This is a genomic window from Oceanobacillus luteolus (assembly GCF_042678205.1).
Classification (GTDB): Bacteria; Bacillota; Bacilli; order Bacillales; family Amphibacillaceae; genus Oceanobacillus; species Oceanobacillus luteolus.
Window position 1 is genome coordinate 44,653 of sequence record NZ_JBHUDE010000040.1, and the last position, 25,260, is coordinate 69,912.

General features: G+C 38.4%; 24 protein-coding genes and 1 other annotated feature. Of the genes, 22 read left to right on the top strand and 2 right to left on the bottom strand.

Annotated elements, in window-relative coordinates:
- Positions 1-15: 15 nt before the first annotated feature.
- The 15 genes from ACFSBH_RS08110 to ACFSBH_RS08180 all read left to right on the top strand — a co-directional run bounded on the left by ACFSBH_RS08110 (position 16) and on the right by ACFSBH_RS08180 (position 13,983).
- Positions 16-282, top strand: coding sequence for a YggT family protein (locus tag ACFSBH_RS08110; RefSeq protein ID WP_251510923.1), 267 nt, complete (start codon positions 16-18; stop codon positions 280-282).
- 83 nt (positions 283-365) lie between these two features.
- Positions 366-1,142, top strand: coding sequence for a YlmH family RNA-binding protein (locus tag ACFSBH_RS08115; RefSeq protein WP_251510921.1), 777 nt, complete (start codon positions 366-368; stop codon positions 1,140-1,142).
- 106 nt (positions 1,143-1,248) lie between these two features.
- A complete protein-coding gene (locus ACFSBH_RS08120; RefSeq protein ID WP_251510918.1) occupies positions 1,249-1,752 on the top strand; it encodes a DivIVA domain-containing protein in 504 nt (167 codons plus the stop codon).
- Between the two features lie 58 nt (positions 1,753-1,810).
- Positions 1,811-2,034, top strand: a binding site (T-box leader).
- A gap of 69 nt (positions 2,035-2,103) precedes the next feature.
- Positions 2,104-4,854, top strand: a complete 2,751-nt coding sequence (gene ileS / locus ACFSBH_RS08125; RefSeq protein ID WP_251510916.1) for an isoleucine--tRNA ligase — start codon at positions 2,104-2,106, stop codon at positions 4,852-4,854.
- A gap of 166 nt (positions 4,855-5,020) precedes the next feature.
- The gene (lspA, locus tag ACFSBH_RS08130; RefSeq protein WP_251510907.1) at positions 5,021-5,500 is read left to right on the top strand and encodes a signal peptidase II; all 480 of its coding nucleotides are present in this window, start codon (positions 5,021-5,023) and stop codon (positions 5,498-5,500) included.
- Positions 5,497-6,408: an RluA family pseudouridine synthase gene (locus ACFSBH_RS08135; protein ID WP_251510905.1), complete on the top strand. Its 912-nt coding sequence runs from the start codon at positions 5,497-5,499 to the stop codon at positions 6,406-6,408. The genes lspA and ACFSBH_RS08135 overlap by 4 nt, the downstream gene beginning before the upstream one ends.
- Positions 6,409-6,578: 170 nt before the next feature.
- Positions 6,579-7,121, top strand: a complete 543-nt coding sequence (gene pyrR, locus ACFSBH_RS08140) for a bifunctional pyr operon transcriptional regulator/uracil phosphoribosyltransferase PyrR (protein ID WP_251510902.1) — start codon at positions 6,579-6,581, stop codon at positions 7,119-7,121.
- Positions 7,122-7,310: 189 nt separating this feature from the next.
- Positions 7,311-8,228: an aspartate carbamoyltransferase catalytic subunit gene (locus tag ACFSBH_RS08145; RefSeq protein ID WP_251510900.1), complete on the top strand. Its 918-nt coding sequence runs from the start codon at positions 7,311-7,313 to the stop codon at positions 8,226-8,228.
- Positions 8,191-9,480 (top strand): dihydroorotase, encoded by a 1,290-nt coding sequence (locus tag ACFSBH_RS08150; RefSeq protein ID WP_251510897.1) that lies wholly within the window; start codon positions 8,191-8,193, stop codon positions 9,478-9,480. Before ACFSBH_RS08145 ends, ACFSBH_RS08150 begins: the two co-directional genes overlap by 38 nt.
- 28 nt (positions 9,481-9,508) lie before the next feature.
- Entirely contained in the window at positions 9,509-10,261 is a 753-nt protein-coding gene (locus tag ACFSBH_RS08155; RefSeq protein WP_251510895.1) for a dihydroorotate dehydrogenase electron transfer subunit, read from the top strand.
- On the top strand, positions 10,261-11,172 hold the full coding sequence (locus ACFSBH_RS08160) for a dihydroorotate dehydrogenase (protein WP_251511123.1): 912 nt from the start codon (positions 10,261-10,263) through the stop codon (positions 11,170-11,172). Before ACFSBH_RS08155 ends, ACFSBH_RS08160 begins: the two co-directional genes overlap by 1 nt.
- Entirely contained in the window at positions 11,172-11,876 is a 705-nt protein-coding gene (pyrF, locus tag ACFSBH_RS08165) for an orotidine-5'-phosphate decarboxylase (RefSeq protein ID WP_251510893.1), read from the top strand. The genes ACFSBH_RS08160 and pyrF overlap by 1 nt, the downstream gene beginning before the upstream one ends.
- Positions 11,866-12,480: an orotate phosphoribosyltransferase gene (pyrE, locus tag ACFSBH_RS08170; protein WP_285853517.1), complete on the top strand. Its 615-nt coding sequence runs from the start codon at positions 11,866-11,868 to the stop codon at positions 12,478-12,480. Before pyrF ends, pyrE begins: the two co-directional genes overlap by 11 nt.
- Positions 12,481-12,640: 160 nt before the next feature.
- Positions 12,641-13,501 carry a LysR family transcriptional regulator gene (locus tag ACFSBH_RS08175; protein ID WP_251510891.1) on the top strand — a complete coding sequence of 287 codons (861 nt, stop codon included), beginning with the start codon at positions 12,641-12,643 and terminating at the stop codon, positions 13,499-13,501.
- Positions 13,502-13,560: 59 nt separating this feature from the next.
- A complete protein-coding gene (locus tag ACFSBH_RS08180; protein ID WP_251510888.1) occupies positions 13,561-13,983 on the top strand; it encodes an organic hydroperoxide resistance protein in 423 nt (140 codons plus the stop codon).
- Between the two features lie 381 nt (positions 13,984-14,364).
- On the opposite strand, the gene ACFSBH_RS08185 is transcribed toward ACFSBH_RS08180, so the two are convergent.
- The gene (locus ACFSBH_RS08185; RefSeq protein ID WP_251510886.1) at positions 14,365-16,071 is read right to left on the bottom strand and encodes an Rqc2 family fibronectin-binding protein; all 1,707 of its coding nucleotides are present in this window, start codon (positions 16,069-16,071) and stop codon (positions 14,365-14,367) included.
- Between the two features lie 94 nt (positions 16,072-16,165).
- Between ACFSBH_RS08185 and ACFSBH_RS08190 the strand changes: the two genes are divergently transcribed.
- The 5 genes from ACFSBH_RS08190 to rpoZ all read left to right on the top strand — a co-directional run bounded on the left by ACFSBH_RS08190 (position 16,166) and on the right by rpoZ (position 21,063).
- Positions 16,166-18,820 (top strand): cation-translocating P-type ATPase, encoded by a 2,655-nt coding sequence (locus ACFSBH_RS08190; RefSeq protein ID WP_251510884.1) that lies wholly within the window; start codon positions 16,166-16,168, stop codon positions 18,818-18,820.
- 130 nt (positions 18,821-18,950) lie between these two features.
- A complete protein-coding gene (locus ACFSBH_RS08195) occupies positions 18,951-19,832 on the top strand; it encodes a YicC/YloC family endoribonuclease (RefSeq protein WP_251510882.1) in 882 nt (293 codons plus the stop codon).
- A gap of 94 nt (positions 19,833-19,926) precedes the next feature.
- Positions 19,927-20,190 (top strand): extracellular matrix/biofilm regulator RemA, encoded by a 264-nt coding sequence (remA, locus tag ACFSBH_RS08200; RefSeq protein ID WP_251510879.1) that lies wholly within the window; start codon positions 19,927-19,929, stop codon positions 20,188-20,190.
- A gap of 53 nt (positions 20,191-20,243) precedes the next feature.
- Entirely contained in the window at positions 20,244-20,858 is a 615-nt protein-coding gene (gmk, locus tag ACFSBH_RS08205) for a guanylate kinase (protein ID WP_251510877.1), read from the top strand.
- Between the two features lies 1 nt (position 20,859).
- Positions 20,860-21,063, top strand: coding sequence for a DNA-directed RNA polymerase subunit omega (gene rpoZ, locus ACFSBH_RS08210; protein ID WP_379597008.1), 204 nt, complete (start codon positions 20,860-20,862; stop codon positions 21,061-21,063).
- 279 nt (positions 21,064-21,342) lie between these two features.
- On the opposite strand, the gene ACFSBH_RS08215 is transcribed toward rpoZ, so the two are convergent.
- Complete coding sequence (locus ACFSBH_RS08215) at positions 21,343-21,501, bottom strand: hypothetical protein (protein ID WP_379597010.1); 159 nt, start codon at positions 21,499-21,501, stop codon at positions 21,343-21,345.
- A 114-nt stretch (positions 21,502-21,615) separates the two neighbouring features.
- Between ACFSBH_RS08215 and coaBC the strand changes: the two genes are divergently transcribed.
- Complete coding sequence (gene coaBC / locus ACFSBH_RS08220; RefSeq protein ID WP_251510870.1) at positions 21,616-22,824, top strand: bifunctional phosphopantothenoylcysteine decarboxylase/phosphopantothenate--cysteine ligase CoaBC; 1,209 nt, start codon at positions 21,616-21,618, stop codon at positions 22,822-22,824.
- A complete protein-coding gene (gene priA, locus ACFSBH_RS08225; protein ID WP_379597013.1) occupies positions 22,821-25,229 on the top strand; it encodes a primosomal protein N' in 2,409 nt (802 codons plus the stop codon). The genes coaBC and priA overlap by 4 nt, the downstream gene beginning before the upstream one ends.
- Positions 25,230-25,260: the final 31 nt, after the last annotated feature.

Consider the following 25,260-nt stretch of genomic DNA (forward strand, 5'->3'; position numbering starts at 1 on the left):
GGATGGTCGTATTTAATGTATCAACTCTTATACTTTTTGCAATTAGCATTATCTATCTATTCATGGGCACTCATTATTTATATTTTAATGTCCTGGTTCCCAGGAGCTCGTGAATCTTCGTTTGGGGAGATGCTCGGAAGAATTTGTGAGCCTTATTTAGAAATCTTCCGCAGGTTCATTCCACCTCTAGGAATGATTGACATCTCTCCAATCGTAGCCATTATCGTACTTTCATTAGCTAGAACGGGATTAGTTTCATTTTTCCAGATGTTCCTGTTATAAAATGATATTTTGGAACAGTTCTGTTCTATGGAACTTCCATTACATAGAGAATGAATAGTATTAGATTTAAAAGGAAGTTATAGATGGATATTTACCAGCACTTTCGGAAAGAAGAAGAACCGTTTATTGACCAGGTATTCTCATGGAAAGAACAAGTTGAACGAACGTATGTTGCAAGATTGACAGACTTTTTAGATCCGCGGGAACAGCAAATTGTACAAATGTTAGTAAGTGAAAGTAAGGATGAACTACAACTTGCTGATTCAGGCGGTTCTCCAAATTCTGAGAGAAAGAGAATGATTATTGCACCTTATTATGAAGAAATCACATCAGATCATTATCAGATCACTCTTTTAGAAGCAGATTACCATGAAAAGTTTGTGACGCTGACACATCGTGATGTGATGGGAGCATTTTTATCTTTAGGTGTAAAACGGGAAAAACTTGGTGATATTTTTGTTTCGGATGGCATCGTGCAAATTTTTGTGGCATCTGAAATAAGCAATTTCGTTTCCATGAATCTAACATCAATAAAACATGCTAAGATTCATTTAAAAGAAGTGGATATCGAAAAAGCACTTCTACCTAAATCAAATTGGGTTGAATCCAGTAAAACAGTATCTTCTCTTAGATTAGATACTGTTTTAAAAGAAATTTACCGTATGTCACGTAAGGATGCACAAACAGCAATTGAGAAGCAATTGGTTAAAGTCAATCACAAAATTGTTCATGACAATAAATTCCCGTTGGAAGAAGGGGACTTATTATCTTTGCGTGGGAAAGGCCGAAGTAAGCTTGTCCGTATTGAAGGACAGACAAAGAAAGAGAAATATCGTATTATTACAGCAATATTGCAATAAGTTTAAATTTACTTAGACTTGCAGGAGTTTTAGACTTTATGTCGAAATATAAAGATAACTCATTTTATGATATATTAATATTATCAGCATTAAGGAGGTGGCCTAAGTGCCATTAACACCGTTAGATATTCATAACAAGGAATTTTCCAGTAAATTTCGTGGTTATGATGAAGATGAAGTTAACGAGTTTCTAGATCAGGTAGTGAAAGATTATGAAATGGTCATTCGGGAAAAAAAGAATCTAGAAGAAAAGGTTGCCCAACTTGAAGAGAAATTAGGACACTTCACAAATATTGAAGAAACGTTGAATAAATCAATACTTGTAGCACAAGAAACAGCCGAAGAAGTTAAAGGGAATGCTGCGAAAGAATCCAAATTAATCATTAAAGAAGCTGAGAAGAATGCTGATCGTATCATCAATGAAGCATTAAGCAAATCTCGAAGAATTTCCATGGATGTGGAAGAGCTTAAAAAACAAGCAAAAGTATTCCGTACACGTCTAAAAATGCTGGTTGAAGCTCAACTCGAGATGATCGAAAATGATGATTGGGAAAATCTTTTTGATACAGAAATCGGCGACGAAGATGAATTGATTGAAAATAATGCATAGTAGTGCTTGACGGCTAGAGGATTTTTACATATAATTCATACAAGTAAAGTTTTTTCGCTAAAATACGATGACGGAGACAGTATAAAAGTATATTCTGGTTAAGCGAGTCAGAGGATGGTGGAAGTCTGACACAGATAGCTTTTAGAAAATCACTCCCGATGTATCCATTATGAATTGACAGTAATAGTGGACGGTTCATCCCCGTTAAAAGATCTTCGAGTGAATTTGAATTTTATAATTTAAATTTATAAGGGTGGTACCGCGAGTCTTCTCGTCCCTTTCTAGGGATGAAGAGGGCTTTTTTTATATAAAAAATTGTTTGAAAGAAAGTAATTAAGGAGGAAGTGCAGGATGGATTATAAAGATACATTATTAATGCCAAAAACTGAATTCCCTATGCGCGGGAATTTACCTAATAAAGAGCCACAAAGGCAGAAGCAGTGGGAAGAAGAGAGAATTTATGAAAAGGTTCAAGAGCGAACGAAAGGTCGTCCTTTGTTCATTCTTCATGATGGACCGCCATACGCAAATGGTGATTTGCATATTGGGCATGCTCTTAATAAAGTATTGAAAGATTTTATTGTGCGCTACAAATCAATGACAGGCTATCATGCACCTTATATTCCAGGTTGGGACACACATGGTTTGCCAATTGAAACGGCTTTAACTAAGAAAAAGAAGATTAATCGGAAGGAAATTCCAATTCCAGAGTTCCGTAAAATGTGTGAAGAATATGCCTTAGAACAAATTGATAATCAACGAACTCAATTTAAAGCATTAGGTGTGCGTGGTGATTGGGATAACCCATACATCACATTGACGAAAGAATTTGAAGCTGCGCAAATTAAAGTATTTGGTGAAATGGCGAAAAAAGGTTATATCTATAAAGGATTAAAGCCTGTCAATTGGTCACCTTCTTCGGAATCAGCTCTTGCAGAAGCGGAGATCGAGTACTATGATAAACGCTCTCCATCCATCTATGTATCATTTGAAGTGACGGACGGAAAAGGCGTACTTGAAACTGGTGAGAAAATAGTCATTTGGACGACGACACCATGGACAATACCTGCAAACCTTGCAATCACTGTCCATCCAGATCTTGAATATGTCGTTGTGAAAGTGAAAGAAGAGAAATATGTTATTGCAGAGTCTCTGCTTGAAACAGTATCCGAAGAACTTGAATGGGAAAATCCTGAAGTTGTAAAACAAGTGAAGGGTCAAGATTTGGAACGCGTTGTGACTAAACATCCATTTTACGACCGGGATTCACTAGTTATTCTTGGTGAACATGTAACGACAGACGCTGGTACTGGTTGTGTCCATACTGCACCAGGCCACGGGGAAGATGACTTTTATGTTGCTCAACGTTACGGCTTAGAGGCCCTATCACCAATTGATGACAAAGGGGTATTCACAGATGAAGCACCAGGATTTGAAGGAATGTTTTATGATAAAGCAAATAAAGCCATCACTGAGAAATTAGAAGAAGTTGGCGCACTATTAAAATTAGACTTTATCACTCACTCTTATCCACATGACTGGCGTACGAAAAAACCGACGATTTTCCGAGCTACACCACAGTGGTTTGCGTCAATCAAAGATTTTCGTCAAGATATCCTTAATGAAATCAAAAATGTAGATTGGTATCCAAATTGGGGCGAAACGCGACTATACAATATGGTACGTGATCGCGAAGACTGGGTAATTTCTAGACAACGTACTTGGGGTGTACCAATTCCAGTATTTTATGGAGAAGACGGCACACCAATCATTACTGAAGAAACAATCAATCATGTGTCTGAACTGTTTAGAGAATACGGTTCTAATGTTTGGTTTGAAAGAGAAGCAGAAGACCTGCTCCCTGAAGGTTTTACTTCAGAACACAGCCCTAATGGAAAGTTTACAAAAGAAACGGATATTATGGACGTTTGGTTTGACTCCGGGTCTACTCATGAAGGTGTATTGATGAATCGAGAAGATCATCGCCGCCCTGCAGATATTTACCTTGAAGGTAGTGACCAATATCGCGGTTGGTTTAACTCTTCCATCTCTACAGCGGTTGCTGTTACTGGAAAAGCACCATATAAGGGAGTCATCAGTCATGGCTTTGTGCTTGATGGTGAAGGAAGAAAGATGAGTAAATCTATTGGAAACGTAATTGTACCAAGTAAAGTTCAAAAGCAGTTGGGATCAGATATTCTCCGTTTATGGGTAGCCTCTGTAGACTATCAGGCAGACGTAAGAATATCGGATGATATTTTGAAACAAACATCCGAAGCTTACCGTAAAATCAGAAATACCTTCCGTTTTATCCTAGGTAATTTAGCTGATTTCGACCCTGTTAAAGATAAGGTAGCCGAGTCGGATATGGAAGAAGTTGATTTGTTCATGCTAAATCGACTTCAAGAACTGTTACGTAATTCACGGAACCATTATGAAGTATATGAATACTCACCAATCTTCCATGATATTCATAATTTCTGCTCGGTTGATTTAAGTGCGTTTTACTTGGATTTCGCCAAGGACATTCTGTACATTGAGAATCCAAATCACAAACGTCGTCGCAGCATCCAAACAGCATACTATGAAATCTTGACAACACTCGTCAAACTCTTAACGCCTATCATTCCTCATACAACAGAAGAAGTATGGGAGTATATTCCAGGTGTAGAGGAAAGTAGTGTTCAACTGACTGATATTCCTGAACCGAGAGAAATCAATGGTTTTGATAAAGAAAAATGGAATCATTTCATGCAAGTCCGTGATGATGTCTTAAAGGCATTAGAAGAAGCTAGAAATGAAAAGTTGATCGGTAAACCATTAGAAGCAAAAGTAACATTAGTACCACGTGATGAAGAAACGAAAAAAGTTCTGCATGATATGGAATATCTGCATCAATTCTTAATCGTTTCGGAAGCCGTAGTAAAAGATGAAGAACCGGAAGCAAAAGAATACCGTTATGTAAATGTATTAGTTGAAGTGCATCCAGGTGAAAAATGTGAGCGCTGCTGGGTGTCATCAGAAACTGTTGGAGAAGACAACGATCATCCTACATTGTGTACTCGTTGTGCATCAGTTGTTAAAGAACATTATCAAGCTTAAAGGTATAAGTTCTCTGAGCTAGATGTAAAGAAAGACTGTCCTTTCCTAAAGAAGGGGCAGTCTTTTCATTTTTACTTAGGTTCGTTCTTGTAATTCACTTGTTTAAAGGATAAGATAAATAAAGACAAAGACTATAAATTGGAAGCTGTAAATTCGGAGGACTTGTATGTTAAGATATTATCTTATTGCAATTATTATTATTTTAATTGACCAGTTTACAAAATGGCTTGTTGTTGCCAATATGGAATTGGGTGAAAGTATCCGCATAATTGATGGATTCTTTTATCTCACTTCACACCGGAACAGCGGGGCTGCATGGGGAATCCTTCAAGGGCAAATGTTGTTCTTTTATATTGTAACTGTAATATTTATTGCTGTGGCCGTTTATTATATGCAGAAGTACGCACGTAATAATAAATTGCTTGGAGTATCCTTAGGAATTATTCTCGGCGGTGCAATCGGAAACTTTATCGATCGCATATTTAGACAAGAAGTAGTGGATTTTTTTAATTTTTATATCTTTAATTATAATTTCCCTATCTTTAATATAGCAGATTCTGCATTGACAATTGGTGTCATTTTAATTGTTATTGTAACGATTATGGATGAAAGAAATGAAAAAAGGAAGGAAAGTAAAAAAGCATGAGTTCTTTTACACATATAGTGACTTCAGAACAGAGTAAACAGAGGATTGATAAGCTGCTTGCAGATATCAATCCAGAAAGATCTCGTTCGCAAATCCAATCTTGGATTGCTGATGGATATGTTTCAGTAAATGACGAAAGCGTAAAAGCGAATTACAAATGTCAACTAGGTGATCGAATTGAATGGCACATACCTGAAGTGAAACCTCTCGAAATAGAGGCTGAAGATATTCCACTAGATATTATTTATGAAGATAATGATTTATTGGTTGTAAATAAGCCTCGGGGAATGGTAGTACATCCATCGGCCGGACATGGTTCCGGCACGCTTGTTAATGCGTTGTTATACCATTGCAACGACCTATCAGGAATTAATGGTGTAGAACGACCAGGTATTGTACATCGACTTGATAAAGATACTAGTGGACTTTTAATCGTTGCGAAAAATGACCAAGCACATGTGGGTTTATCAGAGCAGCTAGCAAATCGTGAAGTGGACAGAAAATATATAGCTCTTGTCCATGGGGAAATCCCGCATGAAACAGGGATGGTCGATGCACCAATTGCAAGGGATCCTAAAAATAGACAGCGTATGGCTGTAGTGGATAATGGAAAAAAAGCAATCACTCATTTCCGAGTATTAAAGAGATTTCCTGATTACTCTTATGTGGAATGTAAATTAGAAACTGGTAGAACCCACCAGATACGTGTCCATATGAGATATATCGGTTACCCATTAGTAGGTGATCCTTTATATGGACCTAGAAAAACATTGGATTTAAATGGTCAGGCTTTACACGCTAAAGAAGTTGGATTTATACATCCGATAACAGGCAAATATATGCAGTTCAGTTCCGACATTCCAGAATTTTTTACGGAAGCATTGGAAACAATTGAAAAAATGTATTGACATTTATCATGTCATTTGAAATAATGTATGGAGATGAACGACCTTTAATTATAGTCCCGTGAGGCTAAAAAGGAACGGTAAACATTGGATACATTTGTGTCTAAATCCCTTTTTTCCTCTGGAGAAAAGGGATTATTTTGTTGGAAAATGTTAGGAGGAAAACATAGCCAATGAAGAAAAAGACAGTAGTTCTTGACGCACCAGCAATCAATCGAGCACTTACACGCATGGCCCATGAAATTTTAGAAAGAAATAAAGGGGCAGATGATTTAATTCTTGTAGGAATTAAAACGCGTGGTGTTCCGTTAGCAAAACGCCTCCAGGAAAAAATTAAACAAATTGAAAATATTACAGTACCAATTGGAGAACTCGATATTACGCTTTACCGTGACGATTTAGAGAAGGTCACAGAGAACAATGACCCAGAAGTTAAATCATCGAGTATCGATGAAGAAATCACTGGAAAACTAGTCGTTTTGGTTGACGATGTATTATTCACAGGTAGAACTGTCCGAGCCGCGATGGATGCGGTCATAGACATAGGCAGGCCATCGCAAATTCAATTAGGTGTCCTGATTGATCGCGGTCATCGAGAATTACCGATTCGTGCAGACTATGTAGGGAAAAATATCCCTACTTCAGAAAAGGAAGTAATTGTTGTACGTTTGAATGAAGTGGATAAAAATGATCAAGTGTCCATCTTTGAAAAATAATATAGGAAACAACTTTTAATTAAATCCGAGAGATTTAAAAGGTTGCAAGTGTCATGTCCGTCATGGGGCATGTCTATCTTCCTGCAATCTTTTGCAGGAAGATTTTTTTTGGAAAGTTAAATCATAAATCGCTATCCAGGTGCTACACCTAGCCAACAGCCAATTCAAGGAAAGTGGAGGGAGAATGACATGAGACACTTTATTTCTGTAGACCAATTAACCACGGGGGAGATTTACAACCTACTGCAGACAGCTGAGGAATTTCGGAAAAATAAATATCAGGTCAACGAGCAAGTTTTTGGTGCGAATCTCTTTTTTGAACCAAGCACGAGAACAAAAATGAGCTTTGTCGTCGCAGAGAAGAAACTTGGTATAGAAAGTCTTGATTTTAACGCTAAGAATTCAGCCGTATTAAAAGGTGAATCATTATACGACACTGCAAAGACTTTTGAAGCGATAGGTGCGAATTTCTTAGTCATTCGACATGAATCTGACACTTGGTATGAAGCACTTGAAGGAAAGTTCTCCATTCCAATCATTAATGCAGGGGCTGGGGCGAAAGAACATCCTACACAAACAATGCTTGATTTATTGACGATCTACCAAGAGTTTGGCAAATTTGAAGGAATAAAAATTGCGATATGTGGCGATATCAAACATAGCCGGGTAGCAAGATCCAATGCAATTGCATTAAGAAAACTGGGCGCAGAAGTTTATCTTAGTGCGGCACAAGGATTTGAAAGAAATACACTGGAATTCCCTTATATGCCAATTGATGAAGCAGTAGAAGAATGTGATGTAGTCATGTTGTTGAGAATTCAACATGAACGACATGAATACTCCGTGAATACGTATGACTATCTAGAACGGTACGGCTTAACGAAGGAAAGAGAAAGCAGGATGAAAGATGATGCGATCATTATGCATCCAGCGCCGATAAATCGTGGTGTAGAGATTGATACAGACCTCGTTGAATGCAAAAAATCGCGAATCTTTGCTCAGATGGAAAATGGGGTTTATGTAAGAATGGCGATTATCACTACGCTACTAAAAGAATGGGGGATCATCAATGAGAACGTTATTAAAAAATATCAAACTGCTATCTAAAGCGGGTGAACAGTTACCACATGAAATATTAATAGAAGAAGGTCAAATCGTAAAAATTGCACAAAAAATAGATGAAACTGTGTGTGAAGAAATCGATGGCCGTGGAAAGTTAGCGTTACCTGGATTTATTGATTTGCATATCCATCTTAGAGAACCAGGTGGAGAGCATAAAGAAACAATTGAGACCGGAACGAAAGCTGCCGCAAGAGGTGGATTCACAACTGTCGCTGCAATGCCTAATACAAACCCTGTTCCGGATCATCAAGAAATACTTGATACACTCTTTGAAAAGATAGAAAAAGATGCAGTTGTACGGGTTCTTCCATACGCTTCCATCACAAAAGGCCTTGAAGGTAAAGAGCTAACTGACATGGAAAGTATGAAACATGCTTTTGCCTTTACAGATGATGGTGTTGGAATCCAAACTGCAGATATGATGTTACAAGCGATGAAACGTGCAGCAAAATTAAATAAAGCAGTTGTTGCTCATTGTGAGGATAACTCGATAGTATACGGGGGAGTCGTCCATGATGGTGAGGTAAGTGAACGTCTCGACTTACCAGGATTACCCGGTATAAGTGAATCTGTACAGATTGCAAGAGATGTTTTACTCGCTGAAGCTGCAGGTTGTCACTATCATGTTTGTCATGTAAGTACGAAAGAATCGGTACGTGTCATTCGGGATGCTAAACGAGCAGGGATTCGAGTGACTGCAGAGGTTACACCACATCACTTATTATTGAACGAAGAAGATATCATTTCAGATGACCCTAATTACAAAATGAATCCACCTTTACGTGCAAAGGAAGATCAAAAGGCATTACTTGAGGGGTTATTGGATGGCACGATTGATTTTATTGCCACGGATCATGCACCACATGCTGAAGAAGAAAAGGCTCAAGGATTCTTACATGCACCATTTGGAATTGTAGGGTTGGAAACAGCATTTCCACTTCTATACACTCACTTAGTGAAAACAGGAACCCTAAGTTTGAATCAGCTTGTGGATTATTTAACGGTAATTCCGGCAAATGTATTCAATTTACCATATGGTAGATTAGAAGAAAATCTACCAGCTGATATTGTACTTGTTGATTTAGAAAATGAAACGATTATTGATAAACATGATTTCTTATCGAAAGGCAAAAACACACCTTTCCATGATTGGAAAGTTTTTGGAGAACCAGTGTTAACGATTGTTCATGGAAAGGTAGTCTTTCAGAAAGAGTTAGTACAAGAAATTATAAATTAATAGTATAAGTGAAAATGGGGTCTTTACAATGCGAAAAGTAGAAATGAAGCTGGTTTATGCACGACAAATTGCAGAAGATACGATTGAGATGAAGTTAGAAGATAATTATATAACACAAATTGCGGAGCCCGGGCAATTTATCTACATTGCCCTACCGAACTTTACGTTGAGAAGACCAATTTCAATCGCGGATGTAGACAGAGAGCAGAAACAATTGACGATTTTATTTAAAATTTTTGGCAGAGGAACAGCATCGTTTGCTGCATATGAACCTGGTATGATTGTCGATTGTATAGGCCCAAATGGAAATGGATTTCCGTTCGATACAGACAAAATGGAAAAAGTGTTATTAATTGGGGGCGGAATAGGTGTTCCTCCTCTATATTATCTAGGGAAGAAACTTAAAAGTAAGGGAATTGAAGTCACATCTATTCTAGGATATCAAACAGCAGCCCAAGTCTTCTATGAGGAAGAATTCAATCAACTTGGAGAAACAATTGTTGTAACGGATGATGGATCTTATGGTGAGAAAGGTTATGTTACAGATATAATAACAGACTCTTTTAATTTTGATCTCTATTATTCTTGCGGGCCAACCGGAATGTTGCGTGCACTCACAAGCAAGCTCCAAGACAAGAAGGGCTATATTTCTTTAGAAGAGAGAATGGGTTGTGGTGTCGGTGCTTGTGCTGCCTGTGTAGTGTCAACAAAGAATGAACAAGGATATCTGAAGATTTGTCACGATGGTCCTGTCTTTCCAGCCAAGGAGGTCATCTTATGATGGATTTACAAGTGAAATTGCCAGGATTGAATTTGAAAAACCCTGTTATGCCCGCATCCGGTTGTTTTGGTTTCGGGAAAGAATATAGCAGGTTTTATGATCTTAGTTTACTCGGCGCTGTAATGATGAAAGCCGCGACTGGTACGGAGAGGTTAGGAAACCCCACCCCTCGAGTAGCAGAAACAAGTAGTGGGATGTTGAACGCCATCGGCTTGCAAAATCCAGGTGTAGATAAAATTATTGCAGAAGAAGTACCTTTTCTTGCTCAATATGATACAGAAATCATTGCAAATATAGCTGGAAGTACAATTGAAGAATATAAAGAGGTTGCTAAAAAGTTCAACGATGCACCTGAGGTTAAAGCGTTTGAATTAAATATTTCATGTCCTAATGTGAAAGAGGGCGGCATTCAATTTGGTACGGATCCGGACATGGCAAAAGAAGTAACAACTATCGTAAAACGTGCTAGTGATAAACCTGTATATGTGAAGCTTTCCCCGAACGTGTCCAACATTGTGGCAATGGCAAAGGCTGTAGAAGAGGCTGGAGCGGATGGTTTAACGATGATTAATACATTGACTGGGATGCAAATTCATCTTCCAAGTAGACGACCTCTAATTGCGAATAAAACCGGTGGACTTTCAGGGGCTGCTATTAAACCTATAGCAATTCGAATGATTTATGAAGTAAGGGAACAAGTTAATTTGCCGATTATCGGTATGGGTGGCATTGAAACGGCAGAGGATGTGCTGGAATTTTTACTAGCGGGTGCAAATGCAGTGGCAGTTGGAACAGCAAACTTTCAGAATCCTTTAGTCATGCCTGAAATTATTAATGAGTTACCTAAAACCTTGGAGAAATATGGATTTTCATCAGTCCATGATGCAATAGGAAAGGCGGTGTTTGTGTAATGAACCAGATTTACTTAGCACTTGATTTTCCCGACTGGGAAACTACCGATGCATTTCTCAGAAACAACGAATTACATGGTGTACCGGTAAAAATCGGTATGGAATTATTTTATCGTGAAGGTCCAGACTTGATTGAGAAGCTGAAAATGAGGGAGCATCCTATATTCTTGGATTTAAAGCTTCATGATATTCCAACTACTGTTGAACGGGCTATGCAGAATCTAGCTAAATTGAATGTTGACATGGTCAATGTTCATGCCTTCGGTGGAAGAGGAATGATAGAAAGAGCAAAAGAGGGGTTGTTGTCTGGTGGAGGAAATCGTACAAAACTATTAGCCGTTACGATACTAACTTCGATGAACGAGAGAACGTTATATCATGATTTAAATATACAGCAACCTTTGGAAGAGCAAGTCAGTCATCTAGCAAGTCTATCCAAACAAAGTGGAGCAGATGGAGTTGTATGTTCTGTTCATGAAGTGAGACATATTAAGCATCACTGTGGAGATGATTTTCTGACGGTAACACCAGGAATTCGTTTGAAGGAATCTGATGCTAATGATCAAAAGAGAGTGGCTACTCCGAGTGAAGCAGTATCTCTTGGTGCAGATTATTTAGTAATTGGACGAAGTATCACACAAGCTCATGAACCAAAAGCCGCCTATGAAAATGCGATAAAGGAGATTGCTGTACATGGTAATTGAAAAAGAATTAGTACATGATTTACTTGAAATTCAGGCAGTACAGATTAATGCTGACAATTATTTTACTTGGACCTCAGGGGTCAAGTCACCTATATATTGCGATAACCGCCTCATTATGTCATACCCTCAAATTCGAAAAAAGATAATCAATGGATTTATCGAAATCATAAATGAGAAAAAATGGCAGCCAGAAGTAATTGCAGGTTGTGCAACTGCTGGAATTCCTCACGCGGCCTGGTTGAGCGGGGCATTGGATCTTCCTATGGTTTACGTCCGATCCAAACCAAAAGGTCATGGTAAAGGAAACCAAATAGAAGGTAAAGTGTTACCTGGTCAACGGGTACTTGTCATCGAGGATCTTATCTCTACTGGTGGATCGAGCATAGAAGCAGCAAAGGCTCTTTCAGCTGAAGGTGCAGAAGTGATTAGTATAATGGCGATCTTCTCATATGGATTACCAAAAGCAAAGAAAAATTTTGAGCTTGCAGGATATATATATGATACGATTACTAATTTCGATAGATTACTTGATGCGTTAGTGGAGACAAGTCAACTTACGATTGATGAAAAAAATGGGATGATAGAGTGGAGAAATACATTATAATCACTTTTATTATGGTAGTGACCGAATGGATTTATGGTATCCATTCGGTCTTATTTTTTTGAAATTCATTGAAATGTAAATTTTTACTACTTTCCAGTGGCTGATTATTAAAGATTATTGCTATATAATAAAAGTATCTGATGAAGTAAGGGAGTTAGCTATGAAAATAAGTGATTATGAGCTCTTAATTAAATTAGATGAGATAGGCACGATTAGAGGTACAGCTAAAGTTGTTCTAATTTCCCAACCGGCGGTTACTCAAAGGTTAAAATACATAGAAGAATACTTTGGTGAACAAATATTTTTAAGAACGGCGAAGAGGTTGAAACTCACTCCGGCTGGAGAAATTATTCTTTCTCATGCGAGGGAAGTAATTAAGCGGGAGGAGGAACTTTTGAATCGGCTTGCTCAGTCAAGCGAAGAAGTACAAGGAACATTATCGATTGCTTGTTCCTCACTCATTAGCCAACGATTCTTACCAAAGATTTTAGGTGAATATACTACCAAGTTTCCTAAAGTTGCAATTAACCTCGTGACAGGGATAAGTGAAGATATACGCCAAGATCATAAGAAGTATGATGTATGTATTATCCGCGGAGAGAAATTGAAGGAAAGTGCCTGTGTCCGATTGTTTGCTGACCCATTATATATTTTTGATACAGAACCTTTTCCTGATGATGAAGTGAAAAAGAGACCATTGATATCTTTTAAAAGCGATGACAGTATGCATGAGTTAGTGGAAAATTGGCTTTATTATCATCAGGATTCGATTAAAACAATAAAGACCATGACAGTTGACCAAATTGAAACCTGTAAACAGTTTATGAAGCAAGGGATTGGTATGGCAGTTTTGCCTAAGAGTGTTTCTGACTCCATGATGAATGAGTATCCACATTTGCCTCTTATGTTAGATGGTGAGAGTGTTACAAGAGATACTTGGGTTTGTTACCAAGAGGAATCAAAACAATTGCCACAAGTAAATCATTTTATCGATGCGCTTACATCCACAAAGTTTCTTTAATGTTTTCTTTTCCTCAAAAGGGGTACAAGACTACTAGAAGAGAAAAGGAGTGGTAGTTAGTGAGTGATGTACTCTTTACTTCAAGTGCAACTGCAAAAAATGGCCGAGACGGATATGTGGAATCTTCAGACGGTACTCTTAAATTTGAGCTTGTAAACCCTCTGAAAGATAAGGAAAAAACCGGTACAAATCCAGAACAACTTTTTGCTGCTGGTTATGCAGCATGTTTCGATGGTGCATTAAATCTAGTAGCATCCAAGAAAAATAAACAAATTGAATCTGAGACAACTGCAGAAGTCAGTTTTTTAAATGATGAAGCAGATGGAGGCTATAAAATAGCCGTTACTCTAAAAATAGAAATGAACGGAGTCAGCCCTGAAGAGGCAGAAGAATTAACTCAAGCTGCACATGAGGCGTGTCCGTATTCTAAAGCAACAAGAAACAATATTGATGTTACCCTGCTTCCACAAGCTGTTGAATAGAGAACAAAGGCGTAAGCGCCCGTTTAGGTTCGTGAAGTTGGCAGTCCCTGGGCGCTGGAGCCGGACGCAAAAAGGATCATTCCACTCTCCCCTTGGAATGATCCTTTTTTAGTTTTATTTTAAATACACGTGTTGAATAATTGTAATCAGGATACTTTTCTTCCTAGAATCGCAGTCCAAATACTTTGAGACTCCTGCGGGAGGACAGGCCTAGTGGAAAACCCAAAGGGAACTTGTGCCCGAGGCAGACCGCTGTGCGTCGAAGGCTCCCCAGCCGCCCGCGGAAAGCGAAAGGTATTTGGACTGCGGACCACAGTAAGGAGTGTTTCTATACTAAACTCAATATATTAGCAGCTTGTATCAATTATATAAAGGATAGAATTATTTTTTCCTACGTTCTTTAACAAAGTCAGCTGATGGAGTGACATAGATGGTTTTTTGATTGTCATAAATGACATAGCCTGGTTTGGCACCATTTGGCTTTTTCACATGGCGAATTGCTGTATAGTCCACAGGAACGGAAGAGGAATTCTGTGATTTACTGAAATACGCAGCAAGTGTCGCTGCTTCCATTAACGTTTGTTCACTCGGTTTTGAATCGCGGATAACAACATGCGATCCTGGAATATCTTTTGTGTGGAGCCAAATTTCGTTTTTCCTTGCAAGTTTCATCGTTAAGTATTCATTTTGCTTGTTATTCTTTCCAACTAATATAATTGTTCCGTCTGAAGCGATATATGTTTCAGGATTAGGTTTTTGAACTTTGTTCTTTTGGTTTTTTCCACGTTGTTTTTTTAAGTAGCCTTCTTCACGCAGTTCCTCTCGTATTTCCTCAATGTCTTCTACGCTTGCTACTTCTATTTGTTGCAATAGTTGGTCAAGATAATCAATTTCTTCTCTTGTCTTTTCAATTTCTTTTTCAACGATTTTTCTCGAGTTCTTTAGCTTTTGATAAGTTTTATAAAAACGTTGTGCGTTCTCACTAGGAGAAAGTTGTGGATTCAATTCAATCTCCATTTCTCTCTGTTCTGGATCATAGTAATCCACTACCAAGACTTTTTTGTCTCCTGGTTGAACCAAGTGGAGATGAGCTGTTAATAACTCCCCACGTTTTTGATATTCTTCTGCTTTTTCTGCTCTTTTTAATGTTTGGTAATGTTTCTTTAATTTTCTTTCGTTTTTATTTAATTCATTTTTAATGAATCGGGATAGGTCTTTGGCTTGTTGTTTCACTCTGTCGCGTTCTGCTTTACCAGAATAAAATGTATCCAGCATTTCACTTACGGATTCAAATAGCTGTTTTTGTGAGGTTCGAGAAATCATTTCGATTACATGGAAATCTTCTCTTCCATTAGTGTATATTGTAGGCTGGTAGATATTTTCTATCACCTGATGATTTACTTCTTCGAACTTTTCTCTGTAAGTGGAAATATCACCTAAATTAGCACGATGGACAATTTCCTTAGTTATAAAGGGTGAATAACCGTTAAGGATTTGAACAAGTTGTAGATCAATTTTTCCAGCGTTGAAATCAATTCTCTTGATCACTTCTTCACCGTCTGTAAACAACGGATTCAATTTATCCTGTTCAGGCGGTTTAATGTAATCTGCCCCAGGTAAAATAGTGCGATGGCGGTTTTGCGACATGGAGATATGTTTCATGCTGTCGATGATTTTCTCTGTATCTTTATTAATGAGAATAATATTACTATGCTTTCCCATCAATTCTACTATTAATTGTTTTTCACTTTCATCACCAATTTCATTTCTCGTAAGGAATGTGAAAATTATAATTCGTTCCAACTTATCCTGTTCGATGGATCGGATGCTTGCTCCACCTAAATGTTTGCGTAACACCATACAAAACATAGGGGGTTCTTTTGGATTAACATAAGTATCCTCCGTTAAATGGATACGAGCATATGATGGGTGAATAGAAAACAATAAGGAATGGTTTTTCCCTTGACTTCGAACTGTAAAAACCAGCTCTGTAGTTGTCGGTTGATAGATTTTTGAAATTCTTCCAGATTGCAGCAACTCCTGTAATTCTTGCGTTACTGCTCGTGTTACGATTCCGTCAAATGGCATATGATCACCTCTCTTAAGCATTATAGCATTATTTACAAATCGACGGCATATATATGGGTGTAGTATCGGATCATGCAATGTTGGAGGAATGCGGATGAATTGGTATCAATTAGATGTTGATAAAGTAGAAGACGAGCTACAAGTTAGTATAGTTGAAGGGTTATCGGAAAAAGAGGTACAAGCCCGCAAAAATAAGTTCGGTGAAAATGAACTGGATGCGCAAAAAAAACAACCTCGTTGGCTTTTGTTCCTGAAACAATTTCAAGATTTTATGGTTCTTGTATTATTAGGTGCTACCTTAATAGCTGGCTTATTGGGGGAGTACATTGATGCAATTGCGATTATGATCATCGTTTTAGTGAATGGTTGTATTGGATACTTCCAAGAGCAAAAAGCAGAGAATTCTCTAGAAAAAATAAAACAGCTCTCTGCACCCATCAGTAATGTAAAACGGGATGGTAGATGGGAGAAAGTTAATTCTCGTGATCTTGTCATCGGAGACGTGATTAAAATAAAAAGCGGAGACCGCGTCCCTGCAGACATTAGAATTGTTGAAGCAAGCAGCTTAGAGTTAGAAGAGTCCGCGCTAACTGGTGAATCTTTACCTGTAGCAAAAACTGGACGGGCCATACATCAGAATGACCTTGACCCGCAGGACCAACTCAATATGGGGTTTATGGGTACACTGGTCACTAAAGGAAACGGGATTGGAATTGTCGTTAAAACTGGCATGAACACAGAAATGGGAAAAATCGCATCTTTAATGATGACGACTAAAAAAATCATTACTCCGCTGGAACGGAAATTGGCTGAATTAGGCAAAATATTGATTGTCGTGGCTTTAGCACTCACTGCATTGGTTGTCGTGCTGGGGGTATTACAAGGTAGACCACTCTACGATATGTTCTTGGCCGGTGTGTCATTGGCAGTGGCTGCTATTCCGGAAGGATTACCAGCAATTGTTACCGTTGCTTTATCACTTGGCGTTCAGCGGATGATAAAAAGAAAGGCGATTGTCCGCAAACTTTCTTCTGTAGAAACGTTAGGATCCGCTTCTGTCATTTGTTCAGATAAAACCGGAACGATGACAGAAAATCAGATGACAGTTAAGAAGATTTTTCTTAATGATAATTTCCTTACCTTGAGCGGAGAAGGCTATCAAATTAATGGTGACATTTTACTTGGTGATAGAAAGGTTGGAGCAAACTACCCTAATTTAGATGCTATGTTACGTTATGGTGTGCTTTGTAATCAAGCTACTTTGAAATCTATCAATGGTCAATATGTTATCGATGGTGATCCTGTAGATGGTGCACTTATTGTTGCTGCAAGGAAGTTTGGAATGGCTGAAGATATAAAAAATGAATATCAGTTGCTAAAAGAATTCCCATTTGATTCTGAAAGAAAACGGATGAGTGTAATTGTGGAAGATGAAAATGGCAGGCGGTTCCTGATTGTAAAAGGAGCGCCGGATGTTTTACTTCCTAGATCAAGTTTTTATCTTGCCAAAGACGGCAGAAAACAATTAACTGCTTCTGATCGGGAACGGTTTAATCAAGCACTTGAAAATATGGCTAGCCAAGCACTGCGTATTATTGGAATTGGCATTAAACCATTAGGGAAAGAGCCAATTAATGATGAAGATAGATTGGAAATGGATATTACCTTCATCGGTTTGTATGGAATGATCGATCCCCCACGTAAAGAAGTTAAACCAGCCATTCTCGCTTGTAGGCAAGCTGGGATAAAAACAGTGATGATTACTGGTGACCATATCAATACAGCAACCGCAATCGCTAAGGAATTGGAACTGTTGCCGGAATCAGGACAAGTTGTTTCAGGCAGTGAACTGAATCAGATGAATCAACAAGAATTGGAAAAGAAAATAGAAGATATCTATGTGTTTGCACGGGTGACCCCGGAGCATAAACTTCGGATTGTTAAAGCTTTTCAAAGTAGAGGTCATGTTGTAGCAATGACAGGCGATGGAGTAAATGATGCACCATCTATCAAGGCAGCGGATATTGGAATTAGTATGGGAATCAGCGGGACGGATGTCACGAAGGAAGCCTCTTCGCTTATATTAATGGATGATAATTTTGCTACGATTAAAGCTGCCATTGACGAGGGAAGAAATATATATGAAAATATCCGGAAATTTATCCGTTACTTGCTCGCCTCCAATGTAGGAGAAATTCTAGTGATGTTATTTGCAGTTATGCTTAAATTGCCTTTGCCTCTAGTTCCTGTGCAAATTCTTTGGGTGAATCTTGTAACGGATGGTCTGCCAGCGATGGCCTTGGGCATGGATACATCCGAAGAAGATGTTATGAAGCGAAAACCGAGGAATCCTATGGAAGGAATTTTCGCCCGTGGTCTCGGTTATAAAATAGTCAGTCGTGGAATTATGATTGGAGTTGTATCATTAATCGCGTTCATGATAGCTTTCCAAAACAATCCAGACAATCTTATTTATGCACAAACAATGACTTTTTCTACATTAGTCATGGCGCAGTTAATCCATGTATTTGATTGTAGAAGTGAAAAATCCATTTTCTCTAGAAATCCATTCGAAAATAAGTATTTACTATTTGCAGTAATTTCGTCTATTCTCCTTTTATTGATTGTTGTTTATTGGCCACCGTTACAACCTATTTTCCATACTACTGCTCTAGGTTTATTTGATTGGATTCTAGTTTTAGGATTAAGCCTCATACCAACTGTTTTATTTGCCATAACAAAGAAATAAAAGTCTTGCCCAGCTAAATGTTTATTGTAACAATAGGCTGGGCTTTTTTTGTCTATATAAATCAAATATTTATGATACAATTAAGTACCAATATACATATTTTAAGAAGACGACAGAAGGTTGTGATCGTATGCTTTCAAGTATGACTGGATATGGAAGACAAATTGTGGAAAGAGACAGCTATCGGATTGTAGTGGAGATGCGTTCCGTCAACAATCGCTTTCTTGATATTTCTTTAAAGATGCCTAGGAGCTTATTGCATCTGGAAGATAAAATTAGAAGGATTATTAAAAATTATTTTTCACGAGGCAAATTTGAAATATATATTTCCATTACCGGCCAAGGAAATATAACTAAAAAATTACATGTCGATTGGGAGTTATTAGGACAATACATAGAACAAATTGAAGAAATAAAAAAACGGCATCAAGTAAAAGGTGAAGTTGCTGTTGATGATTTACTTAAGTTAGAAGAAATTTTTAATGTAGATGAAGAAGAAAAGCAGGATGAGGCTCTAAAGGATCTATTATTTCAAGCAGTAGAAAATTCTTGTGAGGAACTTCAGGAGATGAGGCAGACGGAAGGTACTTACCTTAAAAATGATTTGTTACTACGATTAAACAAAATGGAGGAACTAACTGAGTCTTTACAAGCGATGAGATCAAAAGTCGTACAAAGTTACCGTGAACGAATAAGAAATCGGATAAATGAGCACCTTGCACAATACGCACAAATTGAAGATGGTAGAATTATTCAAGAAGTTGCAGTGCTCGCAGAAAAAGGTGATATCACAGAGGAATTGACTCGTTTGAGTAGTCATATCAGCCAGATGAGGAAGGTAATAGATAAAGCTGGGAGCGTAGGACGTAAACTTGATTTCATTTGCCAAGAAATGCACCGTGAAGCGAATACAATTGGCTCCAAATCAACAGCCGCAGAAATTAATGAGATAGATGTATTATTAAAAACAGAAATAGAAAAAATCAAAGAGCAAGTACAAAATATTGAGTAATCCAGAATTCGATTGGATATCTTTATAAATTTTTGTTATTCTAAAGTATAGTATAGTTATGAAGTCTGTCTGGCTGAAGTTAGGGGGAGCGAAGTTGAATCTTACGCTTATAAACATAGGATTTGGCAATGTTGTTTCAGCTAACCGAATCATTTCGATTGTATCACCGGAGTCAGCTCCGATTAAACGGATTATTACGGTTGCGAGGGATAACAATAAATTAGTTGATGCTACATACGGGAGAAGAACTAGAGCAGTAATTATAACAGATAGTGATCATGTGATTCTTTCTGCTGTTCAACCAGAAACAGTAGGTCAAAGGGTCATGAACCATGAAGAAGTGACAGAAGAATCATAAGTCTGTTGCTTCGCCTTTTGGAAGGCTAATTGTGATTTTAGGAGGATATTCAATTGAAAGACGAGTCAGGTATTTTATTTGTCCTTTCTGGTCCATCTGGAGTTGGGAAAGGCACTGTTCGTCAAAGACTTTTTGAAGAACAGACCGAGTTGCAGTATTCCATTTCCATGACGACAAGAGCAATGCGTCCAGGTGAAAGAGAGGGCGTTGACTATTTTTACCGCTCAAATGAAGAATTTGAGCAAATGATTGCTAATAACGAGCTTTTAGAATATGCAAAATATGTCAATAATTATTATGGGACACCGAGAGCGTTCGTAGAGGAAACGTTGGCAAAAGGAAAAGATGTGTTCTTGGAGATTGAAGTTCAGGGAGCATTACAGGTGAAAAATAATTTTCCTCAAGGAGTTTTCATTTTTCTATTTCCTCCTAGCTTAGAAGAGCTGAAGAATCGAATTGTCGGCCGAGGGACAGAAACAGAAGAATTGGTTATCAATCGATTAAAAGAAGCTCGAAAAGAGATTGAAATGATGCACGCATATGATTATGTGGTCGTAAATGACGATGTGGATAAAGCTGTCCAACGTGTTAAATCAATTATTCAAAGTGAGCATTTGAAGAGAGAACGGGTAGAAAAGCAATATAAAAGGATATTGGAGGTAGAATAATATGATGTTGGAACCATCCATCGACCAACTACAAGAAAAAATCAATTCAAAATATGAACTTGTTACATTGTCAGCACGACGAGCTAGAACGCTTGCGGATGTGCAGAAACCATTAGTGGATGACCCGAAGTCCCATAAACTTGTCGGAGTGGCCCTAGAGGAAATCGCGGCTGGTAAATTATTCATTGCAAATGCACAAGCATAAAGTAGACCTCGCTTTTAGACAGCGAGGTCTTTTTATTTGCAAGAGGCTATTCAAATTTCAACGGCCTTTAGTCGATAAGTCGAGATCTTCTCCTAGCGTTGTCCTGTCTCTTTTATCTCCTTTTGATTAAAAGGGAAGTTTGACTAAAAAGACCACATCCTGTGCGGGGCAGTTTGGAAGTCCCTAACCGCTTGCTTCCGCTTTTGGTTCGTTTAACTCCAGCAAGCAGGGACCGTCCAAACTTCCTGCACCTCCAGTCGAAAAGTCAACATCAGCTCCCTATGGTCGCTGTGTTTCCTTTATCTCCTTGCGCCGCAGTCCAGTTTGAAAGTCCCTAACCGCTTGCTTCCGCTTTTGGTATCGTCTAGCTCCAGCGTGCAGGGACTGGCAAACTTCGTACTCCTTCAATCGATAAGTCAACATCGGTTCGTCCCTCACCGTGTTTCCTTTATCTCATTCAGTAGTACTCCAGTTTGTACGTCCCTAAGCGCACGCTTCCGCTTTTGATGTAAAATATGTTAAACTTGATTCATTAGGAAAGGGGTTTGTTGTATGGTTAGTGGAAAGAATATTCTGCTGGGTGTGTCTGGTGGGATTGCTGTTTATAAGGCATGTGCTTTGACTAGTAAACTTACACAAAAAGGTGCGAATGTGAAAGTAGTCATGACTGAAAATGCTAGTAAATTTGTTTCCCCACTTACATTTCAGGCGCTATCCAGAAATCCAGTTTACATAGATACTTTTGATGAAAAAGATCCTGAGAAGATTGCCCATATCGACCTTGCTGATTGGGCGGATATTGCAATTATTGCTCCAGCTACGGCAAATATTATAGGCAAATTGGCAAACGGAATTGCTGATGATATGCTCTCTACTACACTATTAGCAACTCGGGCGGATGTCTACATCGCTCCTGCTATGAATGTACATATGTATGCACATCCTGCGGTAGTTGATAATATGAACCGATTGGATGAATTTGGTTATCATTTTATTGAACCAGGTGCAGGTTATTTAGCTTGTGGCTATGTTGGAAAAGGGAGATTGGAGGAACCTGAGACAATTATTGAAGTAGTTGAAAATCATCAACAAAAGGACGAACCATTAAAAGGAAAGAAAGTTTTGATCTCTGCCGGTCCGACCCGTGAAGTGTTGGATCCGGTCCGATTCTTTTCCAACCGTTCGTCAGGAAAAATGGGTTTTGCACTAGCAGATGCTGCTGCTGAACTAGGCGCGGAGGTGACGGTTGTAGCGGGCCCGACAGATGTTCAATTGGAATATGCTCGTATCAAACGAGTAGATGTCGTATCCGCTGAGGACATGTATACTGCGATTCATGAAGAATTTCCTCACAGTGATATTGTAATTAAAGCGGCAGCAGTCGCTGATTACCGTCCGAAACAAACCTTTACAGAGAAGATGAAGAAAACTGGAAGTGATCTCCTCGTTGAAATGGAACGTACGAAAGACATCCTAAAGTCTCTCGGGGAAGAAAAGAGCAATCAATTTTTAGTAGGATTTGCAGCAGAGACACAAACGCCTTTGGAATATGGTAAAGGCAAACTGGAAAAGAAAAAACTAGATGCTATTGTAATAAATAATGTGGCTGTTGACGGAGCAGGTTTTGCCGGAGATACAAATATTGTTACCTATTTGAACAAATCTCTTCAACAGGAGAATTTACCGTTGGCTTCAAAGAAAGATATTGCTAAAAAGCTATGGGAGTTTATTATCCGTGATATGAAGGATGAGAACAAGTGAATGTAGCAAAAGTAATCGTTGATGTGCCTTCAGCGGCCATTGACCAAACATTTGATTATGAAATCCCAGAACGTTTTATGGATATACTTACACCAGGCATGCGTGTAATTGTTCCTTTTGGTCCAAGAAAGATCATGGGATTTGTTGTTCAAATTACAGATCAATCGTCGTTTAATAAGTTAAAGCCGATTCTGGAAGTATTGGATTTAGTCCCCGTTCTTACAGAAGAATTACTTAACTTGGGAAGATGGCTGGCAAATGAAACACTCTCTCTATCAATCAATGCGTTACAGGTTATGTTACCACAAGTATTAAAATCAAAATACAAAAAAGAGATTGTCCGTTCAACCGAAGAAAATCTTCCTTTAGAACTGGAAGATTTATTTCAAGGACGGGATGTTATTCCTTTTGAGGAATTTGAAAACTCACCTCTTACATATAACCAACTAAAAAAGGCGGTAGATGCGGGTGACGTGTCCATTGATTATGTAGTGCAATCGAGAATTACCAAAAAATATATTACCATGGTTGCTCCGTTAAAGGAGATCCACTTATTAGAAGAAGCTTTACAAGACTTGCCGAAGTCAGCAAAAAAACAACGGGCAATAATTGAATATTTTATTGAACAACCAGAAGAAATTTCACAAAAACTACTCTTAAGCAAATTGCAAACAACGAGTAGTACGATTAAATCTCTAGTTGAAAAAGGCTTAATAGAGACATACCGGAAAGAAGTCTATCGAAACCCTTATGACGACGATGCAATTGAAAGGACAGCGCCTCTAACTCTAAATGCAGAACAACAGTCAGCAATTGAGCCGATATTAGAAAGTATTGAGAATGAAAAGCATGAGGTATTCCTGTTGCACGGTGTAACAGGAAGTGGAAAAACAGAAGTGTACCTTCAAGCGATACAAGAGGTTATTAATAAAGGACAAGAAGCAATTGTGCTTGTTCCAGAAATTTCGTTGACTCCACAAATGGTCAACCGTTTTAAGAGCAGGTTTGGAAAAAGTGTAGCTGTTATGCATAGTGCTTTATCAGCTGGAGAAAAGTTTGATGAATGGCGAAAAATTCAGCGTAGAGAAGTACAAGTAGTTGTCGGGGCACGTTCAGCAATATTTTCACCGTTTGAAAATCTAGGAATCATCATTATTGATGAGGAGCATGAAAATAGTTATAAACAGGAAGAACAACCACGCTATCATGCAAGAGATGTGGCTATTGAGAGAGGGAAAAATAATAGTATCCCTGTCATTCTCGGTAGTGCAACTCCTACCCTGGAATCGTTCGCTCGAGCGTCAAAAGGAGTCTATAAACTGGCAACACTTAAAAATAGAACGAATAACAAGCCGATGCCTGAAGTCATAACGGTTGATATGAGGGAGGAGCTACATGCAGGGAATCGGACCATGTTCTCCAGGTTATTGATGGATAAAGTCAGGGACTGCTTGGAAAAGGGCGAACAAATAGTTTTGCTTTTGAATAGAAGAGGATACTCCACTTTTATCATGTGTCGTGATTGTGGACATGTAAAAGAATGTCCACACTGTGACATCGCCTTGACTTATCATAAAAACAATCAGACATTAAAATGCCATTATTGTTCATACGAGGAGCTTGTACCACATAGTTGTCCGGAGTGCTCCAGTGATTCCATAAGATATTTTGGTACCGGTACTCAGCGGGTGGAGGAGGCATTAGCCCAAATTATTCCCGAGGCAAGAGTTATCCGTATGGATGTGGATACAACGAGGAAAAAAGGTGCTCATGAAAAGCTGCTTCGAGATTTTGCGGAGAAAAAGGGAGATATCCTCTTAGGGACTCAGATGATTGCTAAGGGATTGGATTTTGAAAATGTAACATTAGTTGGCGTACTTACCGCAGACTCTATGTTACATATACCTGACTTCCGCTCTTCAGAAAAAACTTTTCAACTTTTAACACAGGTTAGTGGTCGTGCAGGAAGACATGAGTTGACAGGGGAGGTTATTGTTCAGACCTATACCCCCGAGCACTATAGCATAGAGCTTGCGAGTAAGTATAATTTTGAAGAATTTTATAAAAAAGAAATGGCTATGCGGAGGGCTTTTCAATACCCGCCTTATTATTATTTAGCATTGATTACGATTACCCATCCTAATCAAGTAGTGGTTGTACAGAGTGCACAGCAGATGGTCAAACAACTGCAGCAGATCGTCCAACCAGGATCGATAATACTAGGCCCAACCCCTTCGCCAATACCTCGCATCAAAGATAGATATCGCTATCAATGCATGATAAAATACAAACACGAACCTAACTTGCGTAAAAATATTCAAGCAGTCATGAATTATTTCAAAGACCAAATTCAAAAAAATGATTTACAAATTATAGTTGATATGCAACCTTATCAAATGATGTAACAACTTAGATGGTAAGTAAAGAAAGTAGGTA

What these genes read in the sequence shown, in the direction of transcription:
- ACFSBH_RS08110 (WP_251510923.1), top strand. Translation starts at nt 16, where the DNA reads ATGTATCAACTCTTATACTTTTTGCAATTAGCATTATCTATCTATTCA.
- pyrR (WP_251510902.1), top strand. Translation starts at nt 6,579, where the DNA reads ATGAAGAAAAAGACAGTAGTTCTTGACGCACCAGCAATCAATCGAGCA.
- ileS (WP_251510916.1), top strand. Translation starts at nt 2,104, where the DNA reads ATGGATTATAAAGATACATTATTAATGCCAAAAACTGAATTCCCTATG.
- ACFSBH_RS08195 (WP_251510882.1), top strand. Translation starts at nt 18,951, where the DNA reads ATGCTTTCAAGTATGACTGGATATGGAAGACAAATTGTGGAAAGAGAC.
- ACFSBH_RS08135 (WP_251510905.1), top strand. Translation starts at nt 5,497, where the DNA reads ATGAGTTCTTTTACACATATAGTGACTTCAGAACAGAGTAAACAGAGG.
- ACFSBH_RS08175 (WP_251510891.1), top strand. Translation starts at nt 12,641, where the DNA reads ATGAAAATAAGTGATTATGAGCTCTTAATTAAATTAGATGAGATAGGC.
- ACFSBH_RS08160 (WP_251511123.1), top strand. Translation starts at nt 10,261, where the DNA reads ATGGATTTACAAGTGAAATTGCCAGGATTGAATTTGAAAAACCCTGTT.
- ACFSBH_RS08190 (WP_251510884.1), top strand. Translation starts at nt 16,166, where the DNA reads ATGAATTGGTATCAATTAGATGTTGATAAAGTAGAAGACGAGCTACAA.
- ACFSBH_RS08115 (WP_251510921.1), top strand. Translation starts at nt 366, where the DNA reads ATGGATATTTACCAGCACTTTCGGAAAGAAGAAGAACCGTTTATTGAC.
- ACFSBH_RS08150 (WP_251510897.1), top strand. Translation starts at nt 8,191, where the DNA reads ATGAGAACGTTATTAAAAAATATCAAACTGCTATCTAAAGCGGGTGAA.
- ACFSBH_RS08155 (WP_251510895.1), top strand. Translation starts at nt 9,509, where the DNA reads ATGCGAAAAGTAGAAATGAAGCTGGTTTATGCACGACAAATTGCAGAA.
- ACFSBH_RS08185 (WP_251510886.1), bottom strand. Translation starts at nt 16,071, where the DNA reads ATGCCATTTGACGGAATCGTAACACGAGCAGTAACGCAAGAATTACAG.
- rpoZ (WP_379597008.1), top strand. Translation starts at nt 20,860, where the DNA reads ATGATGTTGGAACCATCCATCGACCAACTACAAGAAAAAATCAATTCA.
- pyrE (WP_285853517.1), top strand. Translation starts at nt 11,866, where the DNA reads ATGGTAATTGAAAAAGAATTAGTACATGATTTACTTGAAATTCAGGCA.
- ACFSBH_RS08145 (WP_251510900.1), top strand. Translation starts at nt 7,311, where the DNA reads ATGAGACACTTTATTTCTGTAGACCAATTAACCACGGGGGAGATTTAC.
- lspA (WP_251510907.1), top strand. Translation starts at nt 5,021, where the DNA reads ATGTTAAGATATTATCTTATTGCAATTATTATTATTTTAATTGACCAG.
- pyrF (WP_251510893.1), top strand. Translation starts at nt 11,172, where the DNA reads ATGAACCAGATTTACTTAGCACTTGATTTTCCCGACTGGGAAACTACC.
- coaBC (WP_251510870.1), top strand. Translation starts at nt 21,616, where the DNA reads ATGGTTAGTGGAAAGAATATTCTGCTGGGTGTGTCTGGTGGGATTGCT.